Source organism: Rhizobium sp. RHZ01, assembly GCF_014851595.1.
In the GTDB taxonomy this organism is placed as follows: Bacteria; Pseudomonadota; Alphaproteobacteria; order Rhizobiales; family Rhizobiaceae; genus Rhizobium; species Rhizobium altiplani.
This window is the reverse complement of the sequence record NZ_JACUZZ010000040.1, coordinates 12,288-32,253: the sequence shown is the minus strand read 5'-3', so window position 1 is coordinate 32,253 and position 19,966 is coordinate 12,288. Positions and strand designations below refer to the sequence as shown.

The window sequence follows — 19,966 nt, the reverse complement described above, 5'->3', positions numbered from 1 at the left end:
TCTTCGTCCAGCCCTAGTGTCCTGGAGCTCCTCCGGACGAAGTCGTGAATTTGTCGAAGAAGATGCGTTCGCTCTCGAAGCCGTTCATGAACAGAACCGGCTGCAGCGCATCGATCATCGGTGGAGGGCCGCACGCATAGACGTCACCCTCGCCGTCGATGCCTAGCTCCTTCAGCCTGGAGTCGACCGCCTCGTGGACGAACCCGCGCTCTCCAGACCAGTCGCTGTCTTCACCCGCATGCGATAGCACTGGGATGAATGTCACCTCCGGTTGGCGGGCAACGAGTTCGGCGATGCGATCGAGGTGGAAGAGATCATCGGCCGTTCTAGCCCCATAGAAGAAGTAGACAGGGCGCGACTCGCCGCTCAGCAAGTGGTCGTTGAGGATCGACCAAACCGGAGACATACCTGAACCCGCGCCGACCAGGACTAGGGGGCCTCCTCGGCCTTCTCGTCGGAAGCAGGTGCCGTAAGGTCCGACAACGGTGACTTCGGCACCGACCCGAATTCCTCCAGAGTCGAGTTCACCGGAGAATTTTCCCTCAGGATATTTTTTGATGATGAAAGAGAGTTTTTGGGTTTCGCTCGGCGAATTTGCCATGGAGAACGAGCGTGTAATCGTCTCCCCTTTTTCCGTGGTGACCGTGATGTCGACATATTGCCCCGCCCAGAACTTCATCGGGGATCCGAGTTCGATCTCAATGCCTCTGATATCGTGGGTGAGCTTCTCGAAGCCCGTGATCCGCCCGCTGTAGGACTTCACGGCGATTGATTTCGACAATACTTCCTCGTCGTAGTTGAGAAGCTCCACTTCCATGTCGGAATAGGCGATGGACCGACATAGCAATATGTGGCCTGTATCCTTCTCCATGTCATTGAGGGCGAAGGTTGAATACTTGAGCATGTCGACTTCGCCGTCGAGCAAGACACATTTGCAGGCAGAACATTGTCCTTCCTTGCACCCGTGAGGCAGGGCGATTCCCTGGCGGAACGCGGCATTGAGAACTGTTTCGCCGTCCTCCACCTCGAATTCGACGCCGACAGGCTCCAGCCTCACCTTATGCGCCATGGCATGCACTTTCTGAGCGTCAGCCATTTCGATAGTCCTCCAAACTTCTGCCGGTTCCCCGAAGGCAGCGACGTCTTCCCGAAATGGGGAGGCCGGATGCCCGGCCTCCCGCGACTAAAGCCTAGTGGCAGGGGTTGATGGTGAAGCCCGCGCGGTAGTCCGCCAGGTGTGCTTCGCGATCTGCGGAGGACATTTCGCGCAACAGTGTCAGTGGCGACTGCAGCGTGTGGCCGCGGATGTCGTCGAGTGTCCACATGTCCTTTGCGTCAAAGCGCAGATGCGGCTGCGGGACGAGCGTCTTGCCGTCGGAGCGAACGAAGTTCAGGTCCTTGACGGCGTCGGCCAGATCCCAGCCGTGGTAGAGCGTCTCCCACTCGCGCTTCCCGCTGAAGCGGCCCATGGCAGGCGTCGGGCGCCCCTGGTATTCGTCAGCGAATGCCTCGACTGCGGTCCAACGGTCGAGCTCGTGGGCGAAGGTGTGAAGCTTGCCGTCGATCTCGTCCACCACAATGTCCTCGCGGATCAAGCAGGGGACGAGGCAGCTCCAGCAGCGATGCGGGTAGACATAGCCGACATCCTCGTTGAAGGTGATGATCGTCTCGCCCGGTCGGCTGAGTTTGTCGTACCACTTCCAGAACTCGCCGAACTGTGCGTACCAGCCCGGGTACTTATTCTCGAACCAGTCGAAGTCAGCTTCTCGCTGAGCCTCGATGCGCCAGAAGTTTACTGGCCAGCCGACGGCAAAGAACTGGGCGACCTTGTGGACGTAGTGCTTCTTGGTGATGCGGTTCCAGGCTTCGTGCACGTCGTCGTGATGGACCTTGATGCCGTATTTTTCGAGCGGCAGCATGTAGGTGCGGTAGTAGTCCTCGAAGATCCAGCGGTGCCACATCTCCGCGTAAGATTCCTTGTTCTTGTCGCGGTTGGTGGTGCCGTACTCGATGAACGTTCCGATCGCAGCGTCGACGATCGCGTGGTTCTGCCAGAACGCATAGCGCAGGTCCCGCTCAAGCAGGAGGTGGTTCTCCGGCTCCTTGAGCGCTGCCATCAGAAGCGAATGGCCGTTGCCAATATGTCGACTTTCGTCGGACTGGACGGACAGGAAGACGGTTGGCAGGGCATAGTCGCCGTTGCGCGCGGCTTCCGAGGGCATTGCAACGAAGAGCGTGTTCGTGAAAGCCGTTTCGGCCACTACCGTCAGATAGAGGCAGGCTGAAGTCATCACGTCACCAGTGATGAAGCCTTCGCCGAATTGGCGGCCGATCGTCGTGGCGTAGCACTTGCCGAAGGCTTCCTCGGTGATGTCGAAGCCCGCAGGATCGATGTAGTTCTCCATGTACCATTTCTTCAGGTTCATCTGAATGGTCGAATGGCGGAACTCGTCGACCATCTGCATCGTGAACCCAGTACGGAGATCTTCTCCGGGCGCGATACGAGCGACCATGGCCATTGAACGTGCGGCGGAAATTTCCGGGAAGGGAATGATCGCGAGGAAGAGCTTCATCCACTCGACCCAGCGTGGCTCGACGTTGCGGAACATGTCGCCGCGAAGTGCTGCGTCGAGCGCCCCGTATACGCGGTTGTCCTTTTCTTCTTGCATCGGGAAGTAGGACCGGAGAACCTGCTTCATCGGATCACGCGGAGCCTTGGTGATCTTGTAGTCGGTCGGGAAGGTCATCGCTTCCTGAACGTAGGTCGGATTCCAACCGAGGTCGGAAATCCTTTTCGTTGCCTCGCCGACAGAAATGCCTCGTTGCGAGGTAATCTTATTGAGCGTCAAAGACGACATCGTCCTCTGCCTCCACTTTGTTTGCGCCGAGCTCTTAGGCCCGGCAGGAAACGGCGCGAGCTGCGCCGAGAGCGAGAGTTGGAACGGCACGACAAAGGGATGCGCGTCCGCGCTCCAAGAGTCGGCAGTTCAGTCGGTTGAGGCAAAGGTCTTATGGGAACATCCGGCCTCCTCGACCGGAACACGATGCTGTTCCCCACTTCCTTCGTTCTTTTGTGATCGCTTTGAGCGGTTATGGGAAATGAAGCTGCAAGGTCCGTGCCAAACTCAAAAAGCCCGCCTTCTAAGGGGTTCCCAGGCTTGGTCGCTCAACGGAGTGTAAAGGAATATTACAGGTGTAATTGACAAATGTAACTTTATTTAACGTCGTAGGAAAATCATGTAACATATTATTTTATATAAATAAAATGGTCGACTTCATCGCGGTGTTGATCTATGGTCGTCGCGTTGTGACAGTCGAGGCATCAATGGCCGACGAGAGCGAAAATCACGGATCACTGCCCACGGCGGCGAATGATGTCGCAGACGATCTGGTCGCGCTAATGTCGCGCGATCTGGTGTTTGTTATGCGCTTTCTAGGTGAGAGCCAGAACCTGCTGCAGGGTCATTTCCAACGGTTCATCTTGGGAGAACTTTCACTTGCTGAGATCACCCCCGAGACGCATCCCATGATCCACGCATTCGCGGAAAGGCATGCCATTCTACTTCGCGATTTCGTGTTTTCCGGCGTCTCGCTTTCAAAGCAATTGCGTGTCGAGGAAGTTGAGCGTCTGACAAATGACCCCATGATCCGCGTCGACGTATGGGACCAGCTCCGCAGTCATATCGACATGGCCAAGCAGCAGTTCAGAAAGCAGCTGCCTGACTTTCCCGCTGCTCTCGAAGCCTGGAAAGCACCAGGAGGTACAGCACAATGAGGGCCTTTCAAGACCAGTCCAATCAGGAACCGCTACGGCGCAGACTAGAAATGGTCGGGCGTATTTCGTCCCTCACGGCAACGGCACACAAGCTGATCCAACAGGAGTCGGGGGTTGAGATGGAGATCATGCGGCTTGAGCTTGCTTTGGCAGATGACCCCGCCGACGAGACGCTCGTTTCGGCTTTGAGAGAATCCGAGGAGCAAGCATCTGCAATCAGGTCCGAGCAGATCGAAACCAACGCAGCCATTGAAGCGGCGGAAGCGGCAGTGAAGGACATCGACCTTCTGATCGCGAAAGCCAAGGGAGGATGATAAATGAACCAGCAGTCCAACCCCCCATTGACCCTGTTCGATCTGCTTGCTCGAAACTGGAAGCAACACTCTGCGGTTCGACGCGTCTGTTTCAACGATGACAACAGTCTGCTGGCGGCCGTTTGCGATGACGGAACTGTCGTCTTTGCGAGGATGGCTGACAACGAGCCGCCCGAAGCGCGTATTTCGACGGACGATGGCAGAGCGGCCATCATGCCCCGGCAGGGTAAGCCAGCCCCATTGATCAGAACGCGAATAAACGGAGCAAATTCCGTTTACGCCTTCACTGGCGGCGGCTTCCTTGTCGCAGGAGAAGGCGGGGTCGCCCATGTTAGCCGATCGGGCGAGACCGTTGGGACTGTGCTGTCGTCTGGTGCAAGGCTTGCCACCTTCGACCTGTGTCGTGCCACGGGCGCACTGGCCTTCACATCCGACGGTAGGTTGATCATTCATCCTGAGGGGAACGTCGCCGAGAAGTTCGAGGCGGAACACCCGGGTGGAGGAAATCCAACGCGCGTTGCATTTTCGAGCGACGGTACGATGATTGCCGCTGCTTCCGGTGATTGCCTCGCGTTGTATCGCTGCCGGAACGGATTGGAGCCGTCCCTACAGGTTCCGCTGGGCGGGGAGCCATTGTCGTTGACGTGGGACGCTGAAGGAAGATGGCTCGCGCTAGGCGTGGAGGGCGCAGGGTTACTCTTGGTGGACGTCGAGGCCGGGCAGCACGTATTTCTTGGTGACTTCCCGGGCCGGGTTGCCGACGTGCGTTGGTGCGCGCTGGAACAATCTTTCGTTGCCTCCGGAGCATTTCGTGTCGCGGCATGGTCGATGAGGAGCCCACCGTTCCAAGACCACTCCCGGGGTGCTCTCACAACAGGTCGAACGGGAATGGCGTTAGTCGAAGCGGTGGCGGTTCAGCCGACAGGTCGCCTTGTCGCCGCCGGCTACGGCAATGGTCAGGTCGTAGTCTGCTCAGTGGGCGCCCCTGATGAGCTCGTCGTCCGTTCAGTCGGTGGCCCCGTGACGTCACTGCAGTGGACCAGTCATGGACAGCACCTTGGTCTGGGAGATGCGCTTGGCAACGTCGCCATCGTCAGCTTCCCAGCTCAGATGTTCAAGTGATCAAACAGAAAAGGGAGGACACCAATGCAGGACACACTTTCCGAGGAGCAAAAGGCAAAGGACGAATTCTTCGAAAGGATATCGCTCCTTTCGCAGGAGATGGTCAAAGCTTACGGCAAGGACTTTGCCATGGGAGCATTGGTTCTTGGCGCGCGCTGGATCGCCGAAGGAAAGGCTGGAGCGGCTGGCGAGGCTTCCCCCTCAATGCAATAACGCCCGTCAAACGGGACAGAGGTTAGCGAAAGTTGGGGTGCCTCAGTTCCGAATCAGACCTGCCTCGGCCCTTGGCTGGGCAGCTCTGATCTTCTCCTGCTGATAGAGGAGACAGACTGTCCGAAGCATCGACGCAAGACTGGTCGCCACGCCATGGCGTTCAACCGCCTCGTAATGCAGTTGCTCGATCAACCTTGCTCTCGGGACACCCTCGATTGTGGCCATGTCATCGAGCGTATCCCAGAAGGCAGCTTCGAGCCGGATGCTCGTGGAATGTCCCGCAATCCGAATTGAGCGGGTGACTTTGAGGAAGCGATCATGTTCGCGACGTGTGAGAATCCTGCACATCATTTCATTGTCCTCACGTTGCTTGCGTGCCTCGATCCCGTTCTCCGGCCAACGAATGGCCAGAGAACGCTCGATGAGGTTAATTGCCGACCGCGTTTAAGGAATGAGAACGGCCCGCCCATGGATCTTGCCGTTGTGCAGATCCTTGAGCGCCTTGTTCGCATCGGCGAGCTTATACTCGACCGTGGTGAGGTTCACGAGTCCGCGATCTGCCAGAGCCATGAGCTCCACCAGTTCGGCCCAGGTTCCGACGAGATTGCCAATGATGTTCTTTTCGGTGATGACCATATCGACGGTGGGCACGCGGATGTCCTCGCCGTAGCCGACGACGTAGTAACTACCCATCGGGCGGGTCATGGCCAAACCCTTGGTCGTGGTCCCTCTCTCACCGACAAAATCGATCACCGCTTCGGCACCCTGACCCTGCGTCAGCTGGAGTACAGCTTCGACCTCGTTTCCATCCGCTTTCACGAGCTCGTCGGCGCCTATCTTTCCGGCCAGCGCGAGGGAGTCGTCCGACTTGTCGACAACGATTACGTCGGCTGCGCACATCGCCTTGAGGCATTGAATGCCGATGTGACCGAGCCCGCCTGCGCCGATAACGACACATTTTTCTCCAGGAAGGAGATGGCGAGTGGCCTTCTTCACTGCTCGATATGCAGTCAAGCCCGCGTCAGAGTACGGGGCAACGTCCTTCGGTGCGAGTGTTTTCGGCAGCGGGACGATGTTGCGTTCCGATGTGCACAGGTACTGGGAGTAGCCGCCGTTGCAGTCCAAACCCGGGAATTTGCCCGGGCCGTGCATGTCGAATCCGCGTCGGCACGCAAGGCAGGTCCCTCCCGATATTTTGGGGTGAACGATCACCGGATCGCCCACCTTGATGCCTTCGACCTCCTTGCCGATCGCTTCCACCCAGCCTGCATTTTCATGCCCCATGATGAGGGGCAGCAGGTTGTCTCCATTGGGATCCATGTGCGGCCGCCAAACACCCTCGATAATGTGAAGGTCGGTTCGGCATACGCCAGCGCCTCCAATGCGCACGATCACATCGGTGGACTTCTTGATCTGCGGGTCGGGAACCTCTTGCAAGGACACCCACTGATCGCCTGTCAGATTGTCATCGTACTTGTTCAGAACCTGCGCCTTCATTTGATGTCTCCTCCGTCGGCGGTGTTGATGAACATTGCACCAGACATAGGAGCAAACGGCGTTCCAGATGAAAGAATGTCGTTTTTTCAGTTGGTTACCGATGTTCGGTTGGCGGCAGGTTGTTCGCAGGATGAACGCAGACGGCGTGTCATCTGTTCAGTTTCTGGTCACTTGAGGTCCAACGCAAATGCGTTGATGCATGAGGAGGAGCTATGCCACATCTTTCAGGAATGGATCGAGCAAGAAGTGCCTTGGAAAGGGGAGATCGGGTACCCGCGGGGTCGCTCCAGCTGATCGTCGCTGATAGCTGGCAGAGGTGCCGCGATGCCGGGCTAGATCCTCGCGCCGACCCTATTGCGAAGGTGCTTCCATTCTCCGATGTAAAGAGAAGACGGGAAGCAGCCGCCCCGCTGCGTCAGTTGGCACTCGCAGAGATGCGGCTACTACACTCTCAGATCGCCGGATCGAACTTCATCATCGCTCTCGCTGACAGGGACGGCATCGTGCTCGATACGATCAGCGACCACGAGTTTGCCCAGAGCGCTGCGGGCCGAGCGATCATTCCCGGCAGTGGTTGGCACGAAAACGAGCGGGGAACGAATGCGTTGGGCCTGGCAACCTTGACGTCAAAGCCGACTGCCGTTTACGGGCGGGAGCACTATTTCGCGTCCCACGGGCATCTCAGCTGTATGGCTGCGCCGATTTTCAATTGCCGTGGCGAGTTGCTCGGGCTTCTCGACGCATCGTGTGCGCATGATGCACGACAGGAGCACACGCACGCCCTTGTAAGGATGGCGGCCGCTCAGATCGAGAACGGTCTCGTCTTCCAGGAATCCGCGGACAGTTTCGTATTTGCGTTTCATCCTCGGGCGGAATACTTGGGTACATTGTCCGCAGGATTGATCTCGGTATCGCCCTCAGGAGATGTCACTTCTATCAACCGATCAGGACAGGCGCTTTTGGCGGGGCTCCCGGCGTTGCTCGGGACCCATTTCGACTCGCTTTTCGAAGCAGGCTTCCATGGGGCTTTGGACGGGCTGTTGAGTGGAGGGGTTATCCGAATTCGTGATCTGACAGGCAGCGGGCTCTTCATGGCCTGTCGACAGATTGCCCAACGGAGCAACGTTGCTGAATTGAGAGGCTCTCAAAGGGCCTTCGTCCCCGTGTTGATATCAAAAGCCGACGCTCCCGACTTCGTGTGCGAGGACAACTCCATCTCGAAGTTGCTCGCGGAACTGGCGAATGCGGTCAGTCTCGGGATGCCCATCCATGTCACCGGGGAGACGGGAACGGGCAAGGAGTTGATGGCGCGGCATATTCATAAACTGAGCGAGCGAAAAGGTGAGTTCGTGCCCGTCAACTGCGGGGCCGTTCCGGAGGAACTCTTCATCTCCGAAATATTCGGGCATGAGCAAGGGGCGTTCACCAATTCCCGCATGAAGGGAGCGCCCGGACTTGCGCGCGCAGCCCATCGAGGAACGCTATTTTTGGACGAAGTGGCCGACATACCACTTGCCGCGCAGACATCTCTACTTCGCTTTCTCGACAACATGGAGGTCCGTCCGGTCGGTGCGCACAAGGTTGACAAGGTCGATGTCCAGATTGTCTCTGCCACCAATCGCAGTATCGAGGAGATGGTGAAACAACGGCTATTTCGTGCGGACCTTTTCTACAGATTGAATGCGTTCAGCGTCGATCTACCGCCACTCGCGGCGCGCAGCGATTTCGCCACGATTGTACGCAATCTCATGGAAAACCTGGCACCGGGTTTACCAGTCACAGACGCTGCGATTGCAGCGCTCCAGCGTCGCAAATGGCCGGGCAACATCCGCGAACTTCGCACCGTTTTGCAGCGTGCGCTGGTTCGACACCGGGGCGAGTATGTGGACGAAGAGTGTTTCCAGGAACCCCTGGCCGCCTCGGCTACCTTAAACGACTGCTGTGACGAATGCAGGGATAGCCCGCTCAACTCTGCCCGCTGCAGGGAGATCAGAACAGTCCATCGTCGGACCGGAGGCAATATCTTGCGAACTGCGCATGAGCTTGGTTTGTCGCGGACTACAGTCTACAAACACGTCCGATAGACGTGAGACGGGTGCGGTAGGCGTCATTGTTTGGGGATGCGGCGACTTTTTGTTTGCTTGGAAAGGTGGTTAAGCTTGGCTCGGCTCGGAATTTCGATCGAACCGAGATCCTCGATGAAAGCCAGTGCCGTGGCTCCGGAAACAACAAGGTACGAGGTTCGGATCCCTCCAAGGCGTCCATCGTTGATTTTGGATGTAGCGATAGGCCGGGGGCGGCCGCAAAACATGAAACCTTTCGCGCGACATCATGTACAAGGCGGAAATTATCCAATGCCGCGAGGCGACTGCTCGTCAGCCTAATGCTACCCAAGCGGATCATCACCGACAAGCTTTGCGATGGCGAAGCCAAGCGTATTCTTATTCTGAGTATCGAGCGCCTATCCTTTCAATCAGTCGCATGCAGATTTCAAATGGTCATTCCTTAACTTTCAATCGGTCATAGCCATAGTTTCAAACAGTCATCAAAGGAATGAAGCTGTGGCGCTGTACCCAAGGCTCATTGAGCAACGCATTGCCGACGCCATGTCAGACACGCGAGTCGTACTGATCGTCGGTCCCAGACAATCAGGAAAAACGACGTTGGCCAAGAAGATGGCCAACTGCGCGACGCCTTTCGAAACGAAGCCAGGGCCGGAGAGCCAATCTTCGGAGACGACCTCGTGGCTGCAGTTTTGGCCGGTGGATATCCCGAGGCACTTGGCCGCAAAACCTTGAGCCGCAGACAGGACTGGTATGCGGATTATATCCAGGCGATCGTTCAACGCGACGTTCGCGATGTCGCGCAAATCGAGCAGATCGCTCAAATGCCGCGCCTGCTACGCATTCTGGCAGAGCATTCGGGACAGCTCGTGAACTATTCCAGAACTGGCGCGGCCATTGGGATGAACCACATCACAACGCAAAGATATGTCGGCATCTTCGAGAGCCTTTTCCTCGCTCGAACCGTACAACCCTGGTTTTCCAACAAACTGAAACGTCTCACGAAGACACCGAAAATACATTTCCTCGATTCCGGCCTTCTCGCATCCCTTCGAGACCTCTCTCTCGACCGCCTTCGCGACGACAGGGGTCAGTTCGGGACGTTGCTGGAGACTTTCGTTTTTGGAGAGATCCTTAAACTCGCCAGCGGCGCGCAAACCCGCCTCGAGTTTTCGCATTTTCGAGACAAGCAGCAGAACGAAGTCGATATCGTCATCGAAGATACAAGAGGGCGGATCGTCGGTATCGAGATAAAAGCGGCAGCATCCGTCTCGAATTCCGATTTTTCGGGATTGCGAATTCTGGCCGAAGCATCCGGAGAACGGTTTGTTTCGGGCATGGTCTTGTATGACCACCAGAAGGTGATCCCTTTCGGAGAACGTTTGTCCGCTGTTCCAATATCGGCCTTGTGGAGTTAGCGCGTGAGAATTTCGCTTCAATCTTCAGCCCCGATCATTCTTGAGACTTCCGAGGTTTCGATAGCAATGGGGGTCGGTCCAGGCGACAGGAGAGCGGTTCACGGAGATCTACTCACCAGGGCAACGAAAATCCAACGCCAAGGGATAGACGATGGCCCCATGCTCGTCGTGGGTGCTGCTGACGAGGCTTGTGCTTGCTTGAATGTCACTGATCATTGCGCGGGAGCCATGCGCGGACTGCCGCGCAGGACAAGTGCGAATGTGCCAAGTCCCAGCAGGGTGAGGCAAAACCCTGCCCATACCGCAGAGAGCAAACCCAAGCCGCTGCCGATGGCCAGCCCACCGGTCCAGGCGCCGATGGCATTTGCGACGTTGAGAGCGGCCAGGTTCATGGCACCCATCAAAGTTGGGGCTTCCGGCGCAAGCCGCGTAAGGCGGACCTGGATCGTGGGTATTGCTGTCATCATGGTTGCCCCAACGCAGAAAAGCCCGACGAAAAGCGTGGGGGCGCTAGAGCCGAAACTGGCAACGATCGCGAGTACGATCACGGCGCTCCCGAAGCCCACCACGATGCCGCGTGCCGGGTGTAGGTCAGCAATTCTGCCGCCAAGAAGGTTTCCTGCCGTCATGCCGATGCCGAACAGGGCGAGAGCGATCGGGATCCATCCCGGGCTCATGGAAACGACATCGGTCACGAAAGGGCCAATGAAAGTATAGACGGCAAAGATGCTCGATACGCCAAGCGCTGCCACCAGCATCATCCACCAGACCGCCGGTTTGCCGAGCGAACTTAGTTCTCGGACGATTGAACCGCCATTCAAGGCATTCGTCCTGGGGAGCCATAGCCACAACGCAGCGGCGGACAGCACACCGAGAGCTGCAACGGCAAAGTAGGTATTCCTCCACCCCAGGTTTTGGCCGAGGAAGGTGGCGAGGGGTGATCCGACGATCGTGGCAATCGTCAGGCCGCTCATCACGAGGGCGAACGCCTTCCCACCATGTCCCGGGCCGACAATATATGATGCCACGACCGCCCCCGCCCCGAAGTAGGCGCCTTGAGGCACGCCACTGATAAAGCGAGCGACCGCAAGCGTGCCGAGGCCTGTCGCCAAGGCGGAGAGGATGTTTCCGCACACGAAGACAGTCATAAGCAACAGAAGCAAAGTTCTACGGTTAAGATGAGCCGCGGCCAGCGTGACGAGGGGCGCACCGATCACGACACCGAATGCGTATGCTGTTATCGCGTTCGTGGCGGCCGGCAGATCGATCTGCAAACTTGCCGAGAACAGCTGCAGAATTCCCATACTCGCGAATTCGGATGTGCCAATACAGAAGCTTCCGAGCGCAAGAGCGAAGAGAGTGAGGCCGGCTTTCTGCCGTTGTCGCTGGTCAGTACAGTGAACGTTCACAGCGGCGCATTGGGCTTCAAAGGCTTTACTGAGCATTTTGGCCTCCGTTGATTTGAGGTGACTGCTTCGTCTCGACGCGGTTTGTTTCATTTGGAATTGCAGCAGCCGATCAAGGGTGCCGCTACCGAGAACCTTACTGTTGAGAAGGCATCACGATTGTTAAATGACGCTTAGCTCCGAAAAAATGTGCTACAGCCATCCCATGAGCGATCCTACGCGGTGCCGCGATTGCCGACCGCCCGGAGCGGGTTGCAAGACAGGGCCCTTTTGTGGGCCGCATTTCCCCTCGCGCTACTGGGCGAGATACCCCCCGTCGATATTCAATTCGATGCCGGTCACGTAGCTTGCCTCTTCGGAAGCCAAGTACAGACAGCCATATGCGATCTCGATCGGCTTGCCGCCGCGTTTCATAGGAGTCATGGCGATGACGGCATCGTTGAGTTCTGGCGCCTGCTTGTCCGTCAACGGCGTATGTATGAAGCCCGGATGTACGGAGTTGACCCTGATGCCGTCGGATACGAACGTTATCGCTGCGTTTTTGGACATGTTGCGGACAGCACCTTTGGCGGCATGGTAGGAGTGCGCACCTGCAACTGCCGCACTGCCCCATATCGAGGAGATGTTGACGATCGAACCCGCCTGCTGCTTGCGCATCACACGAACTGCTTCACGCATGCCGAGGAAAACGCCGGTCTGGTCGACGGCGATCATCTTCAGCCAGTCCTTCATTTCCAACTTGTCCAGGGGTTCGTAAGCGATAATGCCGGCGTTATTGACCAGCACGTCCAGGCGGCCATGCTTCCGGAGGATCGCGCTAACGACGGTTGCCCATTGCTCTTCGCTGGTTACATCAAGTGTCACCGCTTCAACCCCTTCGGGGTATGGTTGCTCGGGCGGCTTGATGTCACCCGCGACGACGATGGCGCCCTCGTTATCGAACAGTTCCGCCACGGCGAAGCCAATACCACCAGCGGCTCCGGTGACCAATGCAACCTTGCCTTTGAGTCTCATATCGCAATTCCCGGTCTGACGGTCTCGCAGGCGAAGGCGTCCGCGGGGCGGTTCTCCCCGCAATTCGCGATTGCCTTCATTCGCCGACGTGTGGTCTTGTCAGACCTACTAGTCGCTGGCCGGCGCCAGAATTTGCATTCGCATCACCTTCACGCCCCCGTCGGCGAGTTCTGGCAGCTTGGCAAACCACTCCTTCACATAAGGCATTGCGTTATGTGCCTCGAAGTCGGTTTCGTTGGCAAATATCTCGTAGAAGATAAAGTGGCCGGGGGTCTCTCGGCTCTCCTGCAGGAAGTAGACGAGGTTTGCAGGATCGCTACGCACGAGGTCGATGAGCGGAAGCGTGATGGCTCTCAGTTCGGTCTCCTTGCCCGGTTTGGCACGGACCTCGGCAACGACCGAGTAAGCTCCGCGGGCAATTCTGACATAGCCCTGTCCCGGACCTTCCTGTGCGAGCGCTTCCGTTTGGAGGACTGTTCCCGCGAGCAGGCCACCAAGCAGAATAGCCGAGGTTTGCAGCCGCAATGCTCTGATCATGTCATATCTCCCTATCTCGCCCCATCGCAGTGGCCGCTGACAAAGCCGGGGCCGGTTTGAGAAGTGATGTCGATGCCTTTTGGGTCTACTTCGCGGCGAGTTGCAGATGCGCTGCCAGCGCGTCGGCAAACCGCTTTTTCACCGGCCCGAGCGCCTTCACAAACTCCAGTTGTTCCCCCTCCGGGCCTTTGCAATAGATCAGTTCCCATCCGTCTGATGGCGCGACAGTCACCTTGTTGGTGTTAGCACTCAAAGGAGCCGCCTTTCGCTCCTCTTCAGTCGAAACGCGAATGATGCGATTTGCTCGTACCTGCGTCATTCCGCGTCGTGCGGACTCCGCCTCGAGATCGGCGATGAACTGATTGAAGTCGACATCGTCTCCGACATGGAAGCAGATGTGCATCATTCGCGGGAAGGCCGGGCTCATATGCTCCAGCGGTTCGGCGAAAGCCTTCGGGCCGCCCATCGGCTGGTCGGCATCGCGATACTGCAACAGTTCGATTACGACATTGTCGAACTGAATAAACCGCACGTCGAGGCGTTGGGTGCCTCCTCTGAGATCGGGAACGCCTATTGTCCGTGGATTTACGCCGAGTTGATTGGCGAGAATTTCCTGGTCGGCCAGGAGCGTGTTCTGGACCGCGTCGCCTTGGAAATCGCCGTGGCGGAAGACTTCGGTTCCGCCGAGCACTGCCGTGTAGAACTCATAAGCGCGTTCCATGTTTTGTACGGTGAGGCCGAAATGCTGCACACCCTGGAGCCGGGCGCCTAGCGAACCCGTGGCGCGGGTTGCTGCCGGCGCTTCCTCCGCGAAGGCAGTGGCGCTACCGCCGAGGGCGGCGGCAATTCCGCCGAGAGCAAAGCCTCCCGCAGCGCAAAGAACAGCTCGGCGATCCGGGTCGTCCGGTTGGATAGAAGTCTTTTGCGTGCGCGACATCGTTAGCTCCCGTGGTTCGTTGGGGTGATTGCGAAAATTCTAACGCGGATGCGCTTGCGAGGCTGGTTAAGATCGGGGAAATTCGGTGAACCGAGCCGCAATCCCGTTAGCACGATATCGACGCCTGTGGGCGGACTGCGGTCTCCGAGAGCGGCACCAACCAAAGGCTCATATGGGTATGGACAGGACGGCGGGGCGAACCAGACGGATTGCGATCGTGTTGGGTGCAGGCGTGGGGATGTATTTCAGCATCGGGATCGTGCTGATCTATGGCTTTAGCGTTTTCATTGTACCGATCACCGCGGATACTCAGTGGGATCGGACAGTGGTGGCCGCCGTGGTCGCACCGATAGCCATCGTAAACGGTCTCATGTCGCCTGTAGTGGGTGCACTAACGGATCGGTTCGGTCCGCGCCGGGTGCTTGTTGTTTCATCCGTGTCGATGGCCATCGGCCTTGTTGGTGTGGGAATCGCGCCAAATAGCCTGGAGACATTCATCGTGACCGTCGTTGTGGCGAGCCTCATGGGCGCCGCGCAGACCGGCGTGCCCTATACCTATATGATCGTCGGATGGTTCTCCTCACGACGCGGTCTCGCATTGGGGGCCATGCTTGCCTTCGTTGGACTTGGGATCGCGACGGTTCCTCCCTTCCTCGCATTCCTGATTTCCGTGTGGGGCTGGCGCTTTGCCTTTGTGGCGGCCGGTCTGGTGTCCATGGCGGCTACGCTACCTGTCGCGCTTTTCGTTGTTCGCGATCCACCTGCACGTCGTGAGGTCGTGGGTTCAGGGGGCGAGGGCCACACTGTTCGCCAGGCGGTGGAAACCGCCAGCTTCTGGCTGATGTTGGCCGCCTTCTTTTTCAATTACTTCGCTGCTGCGGCCGGATCGATTTCACTCCCTGTCGTTTTGGCGGATCGCGGCGCCGATCCGGCGAATGCAGCTTTTGTCATGAGCCTTGTGGGCCTCGCTTTCATCGCCATGCGCCTCGGCTACGGGGCGTTGCTCGACAGATTGCCGCCGGTGCCATTGACCAGCCTGGCCTTTTTGTCACCCGCTGTCGGTCACCTCATTTTATTGAGCTCGGAGGGTCTCATCCCAGTCTATGTCAGTGCCGTCTTTTTCGGCCTTGCCACCGGAGCGGAAGGTGACGCGATCGGGTACCTCCTGGCGAAGCGCTTCGGAATGCGCAGCTTCGGTAAGCTCTTCGGCATCAACTACATGGCTTTGACGTTTGGCGCGGGCCTCGGACCGGCCTCGTTGCATATCATGGCCGCCGAAGGCACCCACTACCTCGAGGCCTTCACGATCTTTGCCGTGATTGCGGCGATCGCTCCGGTGCTCCTGATTTTGGATGGTCGTACGCGATCGCTTACCGCTCGGGAGCAGACTGAGTACGCTTTGCGCGCCGAGTGACAGGGACGGCGGCCGCCCGCCTCCTGCCGACGTCCTTCAAAACATTGAGGAGCTCGCGAGCTCTAACAAGATCACGGGTTGCGAACCCGTCGTTGAAGCGCCCGTAGACGGGCGCCAAAACTCCTGCGGCCTTGACGTCTTGATCCGTCCGAAGCCAATGCTCGGCTAGAGCCGTCGCCGCGCGCAACTCCCATGACAGCGCGCCCTGCCGGCGCGCCAGATCGATTGCTTGCACATAAAGCGCCTCGGCGGGTTTGTCGGTCCGGTGGTCGCCCTCCTTGCCCAACAAATCCGCCTTTATGCGCAACAGTTCAGGCATGCACCAAATTTCGCCGGTGGAAGCCGAAAGTGCGAGGGCCTCGTCGATTGCCATGCGCCCCGCTTCGACGTCTCCATATTTTCCCAGATCCGCAGCATAAACGCCGATGTAGAATGGGCACCGCATGCGGAAGTCCACAGCGAGAAGCTCATCAAGCGCGCCTCTCAAGACTGCCAGTCCAGATGCGTCGCCGCTCTGCAGAAGCCACTCCGCGCGCAAGCAGCGGCCCATGGCACTCCAAACCGTCATGGCGTGTTCGGCGACATGAGCTTCGATGGCGACAAGCAGGCGCTCAGCGGCAGCAAGGTCTCCCGTCAGCAGCGCGATAGGGCAGGCCGTGTGGACGACGGCATTGCAGAGCGCGAGGGCATGTTGCGCGGCGCGCGCCTCTTCCAACTGGCGCTGTGCCATGGCAACCGCCTTGTCGGGATGTCCCTGTAGCCAGGTAACGTTTGCAAGGGTGCCCCGCGCCGCAGATCGCGGGTCCAATTGAAACCGCGCAATGTCCGAGCGAGTCGGGGGAGGAATGTATCTGGCTAACATGCGTTCGAGGTGATGCTGTGCGTCGGCAAGCTCGCCGAGGTAACGCAGGGCAGTCCCTGTCTGCCTGTCGACGTTATTTCGTGCGTCGAGATCGCCGCGATCGGTTGCCAGCTCTCGGATCTTTTCCGCCATCGCCAGGGCGGCGCGATGGTCGCCCGTCCATGTGAAATAGTCGCACAACCCCCAGAGACATCTGAGCGCGTAGTCGGTGTTGCGGAGTGACTCGGCGCAACCGAGTGCTGCCGTCCAGGCTGCCTTGACCTCGGGGAGGGGCCCCCGCGTATGAAGCAGCGTGGTTCCATAGGCAAATTGCAGCTTCATTTCGTCGCCCGCATTGCGGAAATTGGCAAAGCGATTGCCAAGAGCGTGTTCCACGCCCGCGCGACACTCTTCCACGAGCGATAGATGCTCCCAGAAGGGAAGAGCCGCTACCGTGAGCGCTACGCCGATGGCACCGCTGCGGTTCCCGGAGAACGCCCAGCCCAAAGCACTGCGGATATCATCCATCTTCCGCCCGTACTCGGCGAGCCAGTCGGCGGTCGGCCGAATTTTCCATTCGGCCTCGGCGCGTTGGGCGAGTTCGAGGAGATGTTCGGCGTGGCGTTGACGCATGCTGTCGCTTTCGCCGCTTTCGGCAAGTTTCTGCAGCGCATATCTGCGTGTCGTATCGAGCAATCTGTACTGCGTCCCGAGCTCTCCTCTCTCCGTCGAGACCAGCGACTTCGCAACGAGGTTCGCGACAGCGTGAATGCATTCAGAGCGGGGGCGACCCTTGTCGACCGCAACGGCGCAAGCGGATTCGAGACTGAAGGCTCCGGCAAAGACGGAGAGGCGTCGCAGCAGGACGCGTTCAGGCTCGACGAGCAGTCCGTAACTCCAGTCCATCGTCGCAGCCAAGGTATGGTGGCGAGAGTCACGGCCGCGCCTATCGCTCAACACATGAGATTGATCGGAAAGAATATCGAGGAGTTCGCGTGTACTGAACGCATCCAGTCGAGGCGCTGCAAGTTCGATCGCGAGTGCCAGCCCATCGAGCCTGCGGCAGATCTCGGCAACGATTGGTGCGTTGTCATCGCTGAGCTTGAACTCGTTGCGACTTCCAGCCGCGCGCTCGACAAAGAGCTCAACAGCTGGGAACGCCAGAGCCCCAGCTGCAGAAAGTCCGGACGCCTCCGGTGGGGTTTCGAGCGGCGGCAGGCGATGGATCTGTTCTCCAAGAACCCGTATTGGTTCTCGGCTTGTCGCCAGAATTCGCACCCTTGCTGCAGCAGCCAGAAACGCGTCTGCGCAAGCAGCCACCGCTTCGACAACATGTTCACAATTGTCGAGGACAAGCATGAAATCCCGGTCGGTCGCGAAGGCGGCGATCGCAGCTTTGATATTCGCCGAGTGAACCCTTAATCCCATCGCCGTGGCGATCGACGTCGGTACGAGAGTTGCATCGTTCACAGTCGCCAGATCAACGAACCAGACGCCATGTTCATAAGCCGTGGTCAGTCGGTCAGCGATTGCGAGCGCCAATCTCGTCTTGCCAACGCCACCCGGGCCTACGATCGTCACGAGGCGTGAGCCCTCAAGGGCACGCCCGATCGCATCAATGGCAGGATCTCTTCCCACCAAGCGGGTCGCTGAAACCGGCAGGTTATGCTTGCGGGCCGACGTCGCGATACCGGAGGCGCCACTGTGCCCGGAAATATGCACGGGAAACACGAACTGATAGCCGCGGCCGCTCACCGTCGCTATGTATTGCGTGCCGTCGGGGGCGTCCCCAAGCACCCGACGAAGTGCCGCAATGTTCACCTTGAGATTGCTTTCCTCGACGAAAGTATCCGGCCAGGCCCGCGACACCAGCTCAGCCTTGCTCACCGGTTCACCAGGTCGCTCAATCAGAGCCACCAAAATTTCCAGAGCGCGGCTACCGATACGGACGGCCGTCTGATCCCGCATCAGCGACTGGCGTTCCGGTACAAGCACATATGGACCAAATGAATAAGAAGGCACGGCCAAAGCTCCGGGCGAAAAAATGCAAAGCCTTTCAATACGGGGACTATCGTTTCACGAAATCGCTCCTGCTGCGAGATTATAGACAGGAGCACCTATAGTAGCGGCGGGTATTACCACTAAGGAGCTGACATGGCATCACCTACCTCGCTGAAGCTCGGTGACGAGTTAAAGGCCGCGTCCAACACTTGGCCGAAGTCCGTCGCCGTTCGTCCCTCTGGATCATGCGCGAGGCGATTGAGCAATACGTGGAGCGTGAAGAGAAGCGGGCGCTGCGGAGTGAGACCCTGAAGGCCTGGGATGAATTTCAGGCGACCGGCCTGCATGTGACGGCCGATGAGGCCGAAAAATGGCTTTCGACGTGGGGAGCCGACGACGAGCAGCGCGCTGCGCCCGGATGCCACAAATAATCTTCTCTCCGGCCTCCATTCGTGATCTCGAGAGACTTCGGGAGTTCTTGCGACGGAAAACCCCGTTAGCGGCCAAGCGAGCGGGCGAAGCTACTCTCCAAGGTCTACGGGCGCTTGGCACACGCAACCCTACATGGGTCGGCTCATTGAAGATCTGCCCGATCACTATTGGGAATGGCTCACGGAATTCGGTGACAGCGGATATATCCTAACGATGGCTGTGCGCGCTACATGGCCTTGCGTGCGAGCCGACACCGGCGGGGTAAATTGAAAGCTATGCAGGCGCCCTGATTGCACAGCCCGCATTAGAGTGGTGTCCAGAAACCAACGTGCCACGACGGGTAACGGGGAGGAACAAGCAAAAGCGACGGTTCAGAAAGGAAATGCCAATGTAACAACGGATGCAAACGCAGGAGAACCGACGACCACTTGTTGCGCAAAACACACAAAGCGGGAGAGGGATCGATCGGGCGAGATTGCCGCGCGACCATGACGCCTTCTCGAAGCTCGGCTTTGTTGATTGTCTAGTCCTGTCGAGTGCATCAAAGCTCCCGGTCGAACTTGGGTTCCCAGCTGCCGGTCATGCCCGGCTCGTCATCTCCCCGTGGAGCGTGACGATGGTTACATTGGCATCTTCGTCATCGAACGCGAGCGCGGCTTCGACCTCGAAATCCACCTCCAGTTGCTTCTTCTACTCAGTGGACATGACCCGCTTGCCTGAGCAGAGCATGAAAGGCCCGCATGGCGTCGTTGATGTCTCCTGGACATTGGAACCAGCGCGGTGAGCGCATCACAACCGAGGAGCCGACGGCACTGTAGTACCCGCAGGCGCGATGTGTGGGCGGGTCAAACGCGATGTCGAAGTAGCCGAGCGGGCCACCGGAAGCCATGTCGTAGACGTCAGCCGAATAGAGGCCCCAATCTTGATGGTTCGGCATCATGATTATGATCGCCATCAGAAGGGGGGTGAACCTCGGCCAACG

16 protein-coding genes and 2 pseudogenes are annotated in these 19,966 nt (G+C 58.3%); 8 read left to right on the top strand and 10 right to left on the bottom strand.

All coding sequences use genetic code 11. The features are described 5' to 3' along the window. Positions 1 to 13 precede the first annotated feature (13 nt). Positions 14 to 1,096 (bottom strand): 2Fe-2S iron-sulfur cluster binding domain-containing protein, encoded by a 1,083-nt coding sequence (locus tag IB248_RS28545; protein ID WP_192242029.1) that lies wholly within the window; start codon positions 1,094 to 1,096, stop codon positions 14 to 16. A gap of 94 nt (positions 1,097 to 1,190) precedes the next feature. Continuing rightward, positions 1,191 to 2,858 carry an aromatic/alkene/methane monooxygenase hydroxylase/oxygenase subunit alpha gene (locus IB248_RS28540; RefSeq protein ID WP_025661413.1) on the bottom strand — a complete coding sequence of 556 codons (1,668 nt, stop codon included), beginning with the start codon at positions 2,856 to 2,858 and terminating at the stop codon, positions 1,191 to 1,193. Between the two features lie 467 nt (positions 2,859 to 3,325). Between IB248_RS28540 and IB248_RS28535 the strand changes: the two genes are divergently transcribed. Genes IB248_RS28535 through IB248_RS28520 form a run of 4 tightly spaced genes read left to right on the top strand, consistent with a single transcriptional unit; the run spans position 3,326 to position 5,424 of the window. After that, positions 3,326 to 3,775 carry a hypothetical protein gene (locus IB248_RS28535; protein ID WP_192242028.1) on the top strand — a complete coding sequence of 150 codons (450 nt, stop codon included), beginning with the start codon at positions 3,326 to 3,328 and terminating at the stop codon, positions 3,773 to 3,775. Beyond that, positions 3,772 to 4,089 carry a hypothetical protein gene (locus tag IB248_RS28530; protein ID WP_192242027.1) on the top strand — a complete coding sequence of 106 codons (318 nt, stop codon included), beginning with the start codon at positions 3,772 to 3,774 and terminating at the stop codon, positions 4,087 to 4,089. Before IB248_RS28535 ends, IB248_RS28530 begins: the two co-directional genes overlap by 4 nt. Before the next feature lie 3 nt (positions 4,090 to 4,092). Further along, complete coding sequence (locus tag IB248_RS28525; RefSeq protein ID WP_192242026.1) at positions 4,093 to 5,211, top strand: hypothetical protein; 1,119 nt, start codon at positions 4,093 to 4,095, stop codon at positions 5,209 to 5,211. 24 nt (positions 5,212 to 5,235) lie between these two features. After that, the gene (locus tag IB248_RS28520; RefSeq protein WP_192242025.1) at positions 5,236 to 5,424 is read left to right on the top strand and encodes a hypothetical protein; all 189 of its coding nucleotides are present in this window, start codon (positions 5,236 to 5,238) and stop codon (positions 5,422 to 5,424) included. Between the two features lie 42 nt (positions 5,425 to 5,466). On the opposite strand, the gene IB248_RS28515 is transcribed toward IB248_RS28520, so the two are convergent. Both IB248_RS28515 and IB248_RS28510 read right to left on the bottom strand, forming a co-directional pair. Continuing rightward, a complete protein-coding gene (locus IB248_RS28515; RefSeq protein ID WP_246779310.1) occupies positions 5,467 to 5,775 on the bottom strand; it encodes a ribbon-helix-helix domain-containing protein in 309 nt (102 codons plus the stop codon). Positions 5,776 to 5,868: 93 nt separating this feature from the next. Continuing rightward, complete coding sequence (locus tag IB248_RS28510; protein ID WP_025661419.1) at positions 5,869 to 6,921, bottom strand: NAD(P)-dependent alcohol dehydrogenase; 1,053 nt, start codon at positions 6,919 to 6,921, stop codon at positions 5,869 to 5,871. A gap of 212 nt (positions 6,922 to 7,133) precedes the next feature. Between IB248_RS28510 and IB248_RS28505 the strand changes: the two genes are divergently transcribed. After that, entirely contained in the window at positions 7,134 to 9,005 is a 1,872-nt protein-coding gene (locus IB248_RS28505) for a sigma 54-interacting transcriptional regulator (RefSeq protein WP_192242024.1), read from the top strand. Positions 9,006 to 9,482: 477 nt separating this feature from the next. Further along, positions 9,483 to 10,402, top strand: a pseudogene (locus IB248_RS28500) (DUF4143 domain-containing protein). Between the two features lie 212 nt (positions 10,403 to 10,614). Here IB248_RS28500 and IB248_RS28495 read toward each other — a convergent pair. From IB248_RS28495 to IB248_RS28480, 4 genes are all read right to left on the bottom strand, one after another. Then, entirely contained in the window at positions 10,615 to 11,847 is a 1,233-nt protein-coding gene (locus IB248_RS28495) for an MFS transporter (RefSeq protein WP_192242023.1), read from the bottom strand. 255 nt (positions 11,848 to 12,102) lie between these two features. Next, the gene (locus IB248_RS28490; RefSeq protein ID WP_025661423.1) at positions 12,103 to 12,822 is read right to left on the bottom strand and encodes an SDR family oxidoreductase; all 720 of its coding nucleotides are present in this window, start codon (positions 12,820 to 12,822) and stop codon (positions 12,103 to 12,105) included. 108 nt (positions 12,823 to 12,930) lie between these two features. Beyond that, on the bottom strand, positions 12,931 to 13,359 hold the full coding sequence (locus tag IB248_RS28485) for a putative quinol monooxygenase (protein ID WP_192242022.1): 429 nt from the start codon (positions 13,357 to 13,359) through the stop codon (positions 12,931 to 12,933). Positions 13,360 to 13,444: 85 nt separating this feature from the next. Beyond that, positions 13,445 to 14,296 (bottom strand): VOC family protein, encoded by an 852-nt coding sequence (locus IB248_RS28480; protein ID WP_192242021.1) that lies wholly within the window; start codon positions 14,294 to 14,296, stop codon positions 13,445 to 13,447. A 172-nt stretch (positions 14,297 to 14,468) separates the two neighbouring features. On the opposite strand from IB248_RS28480, the gene IB248_RS28475 reads away from it, so the two are divergent. Continuing rightward, entirely contained in the window at positions 14,469 to 15,710 is a 1,242-nt protein-coding gene (locus IB248_RS28475; protein WP_246779308.1) for an MFS transporter, read from the top strand. Here IB248_RS28475 and IB248_RS28470 read toward each other — a convergent pair. Next, a complete protein-coding gene (locus IB248_RS28470) occupies positions 15,667 to 18,573 on the bottom strand; it encodes a winged helix-turn-helix domain-containing protein (protein WP_192242019.1) in 2,907 nt (968 codons plus the stop codon). The two genes, IB248_RS28475 and IB248_RS28470, sit on opposite strands and share 44 nt — an antisense overlap. A 132-nt stretch (positions 18,574 to 18,705) precedes the next feature. On the opposite strand from IB248_RS28470, the pseudogene IB248_RS28465 reads away from it, so the two are divergent. Further along, positions 18,706 to 18,983 (top strand): annotated as a pseudogene (locus IB248_RS28465) (CopG family ribbon-helix-helix protein). Positions 18,984 to 19,678: 695 nt separating this feature from the next. Here the strand turns inward: IB248_RS28465 and IB248_RS28460 are convergent. Further along, positions 19,679 to 19,924: a hypothetical protein gene (locus tag IB248_RS28460; protein WP_246779307.1), complete on the bottom strand. Its 246-nt coding sequence runs from the start codon at positions 19,922 to 19,924 to the stop codon at positions 19,679 to 19,681. Positions 19,925 to 19,966: the final 42 nt, after the last annotated feature.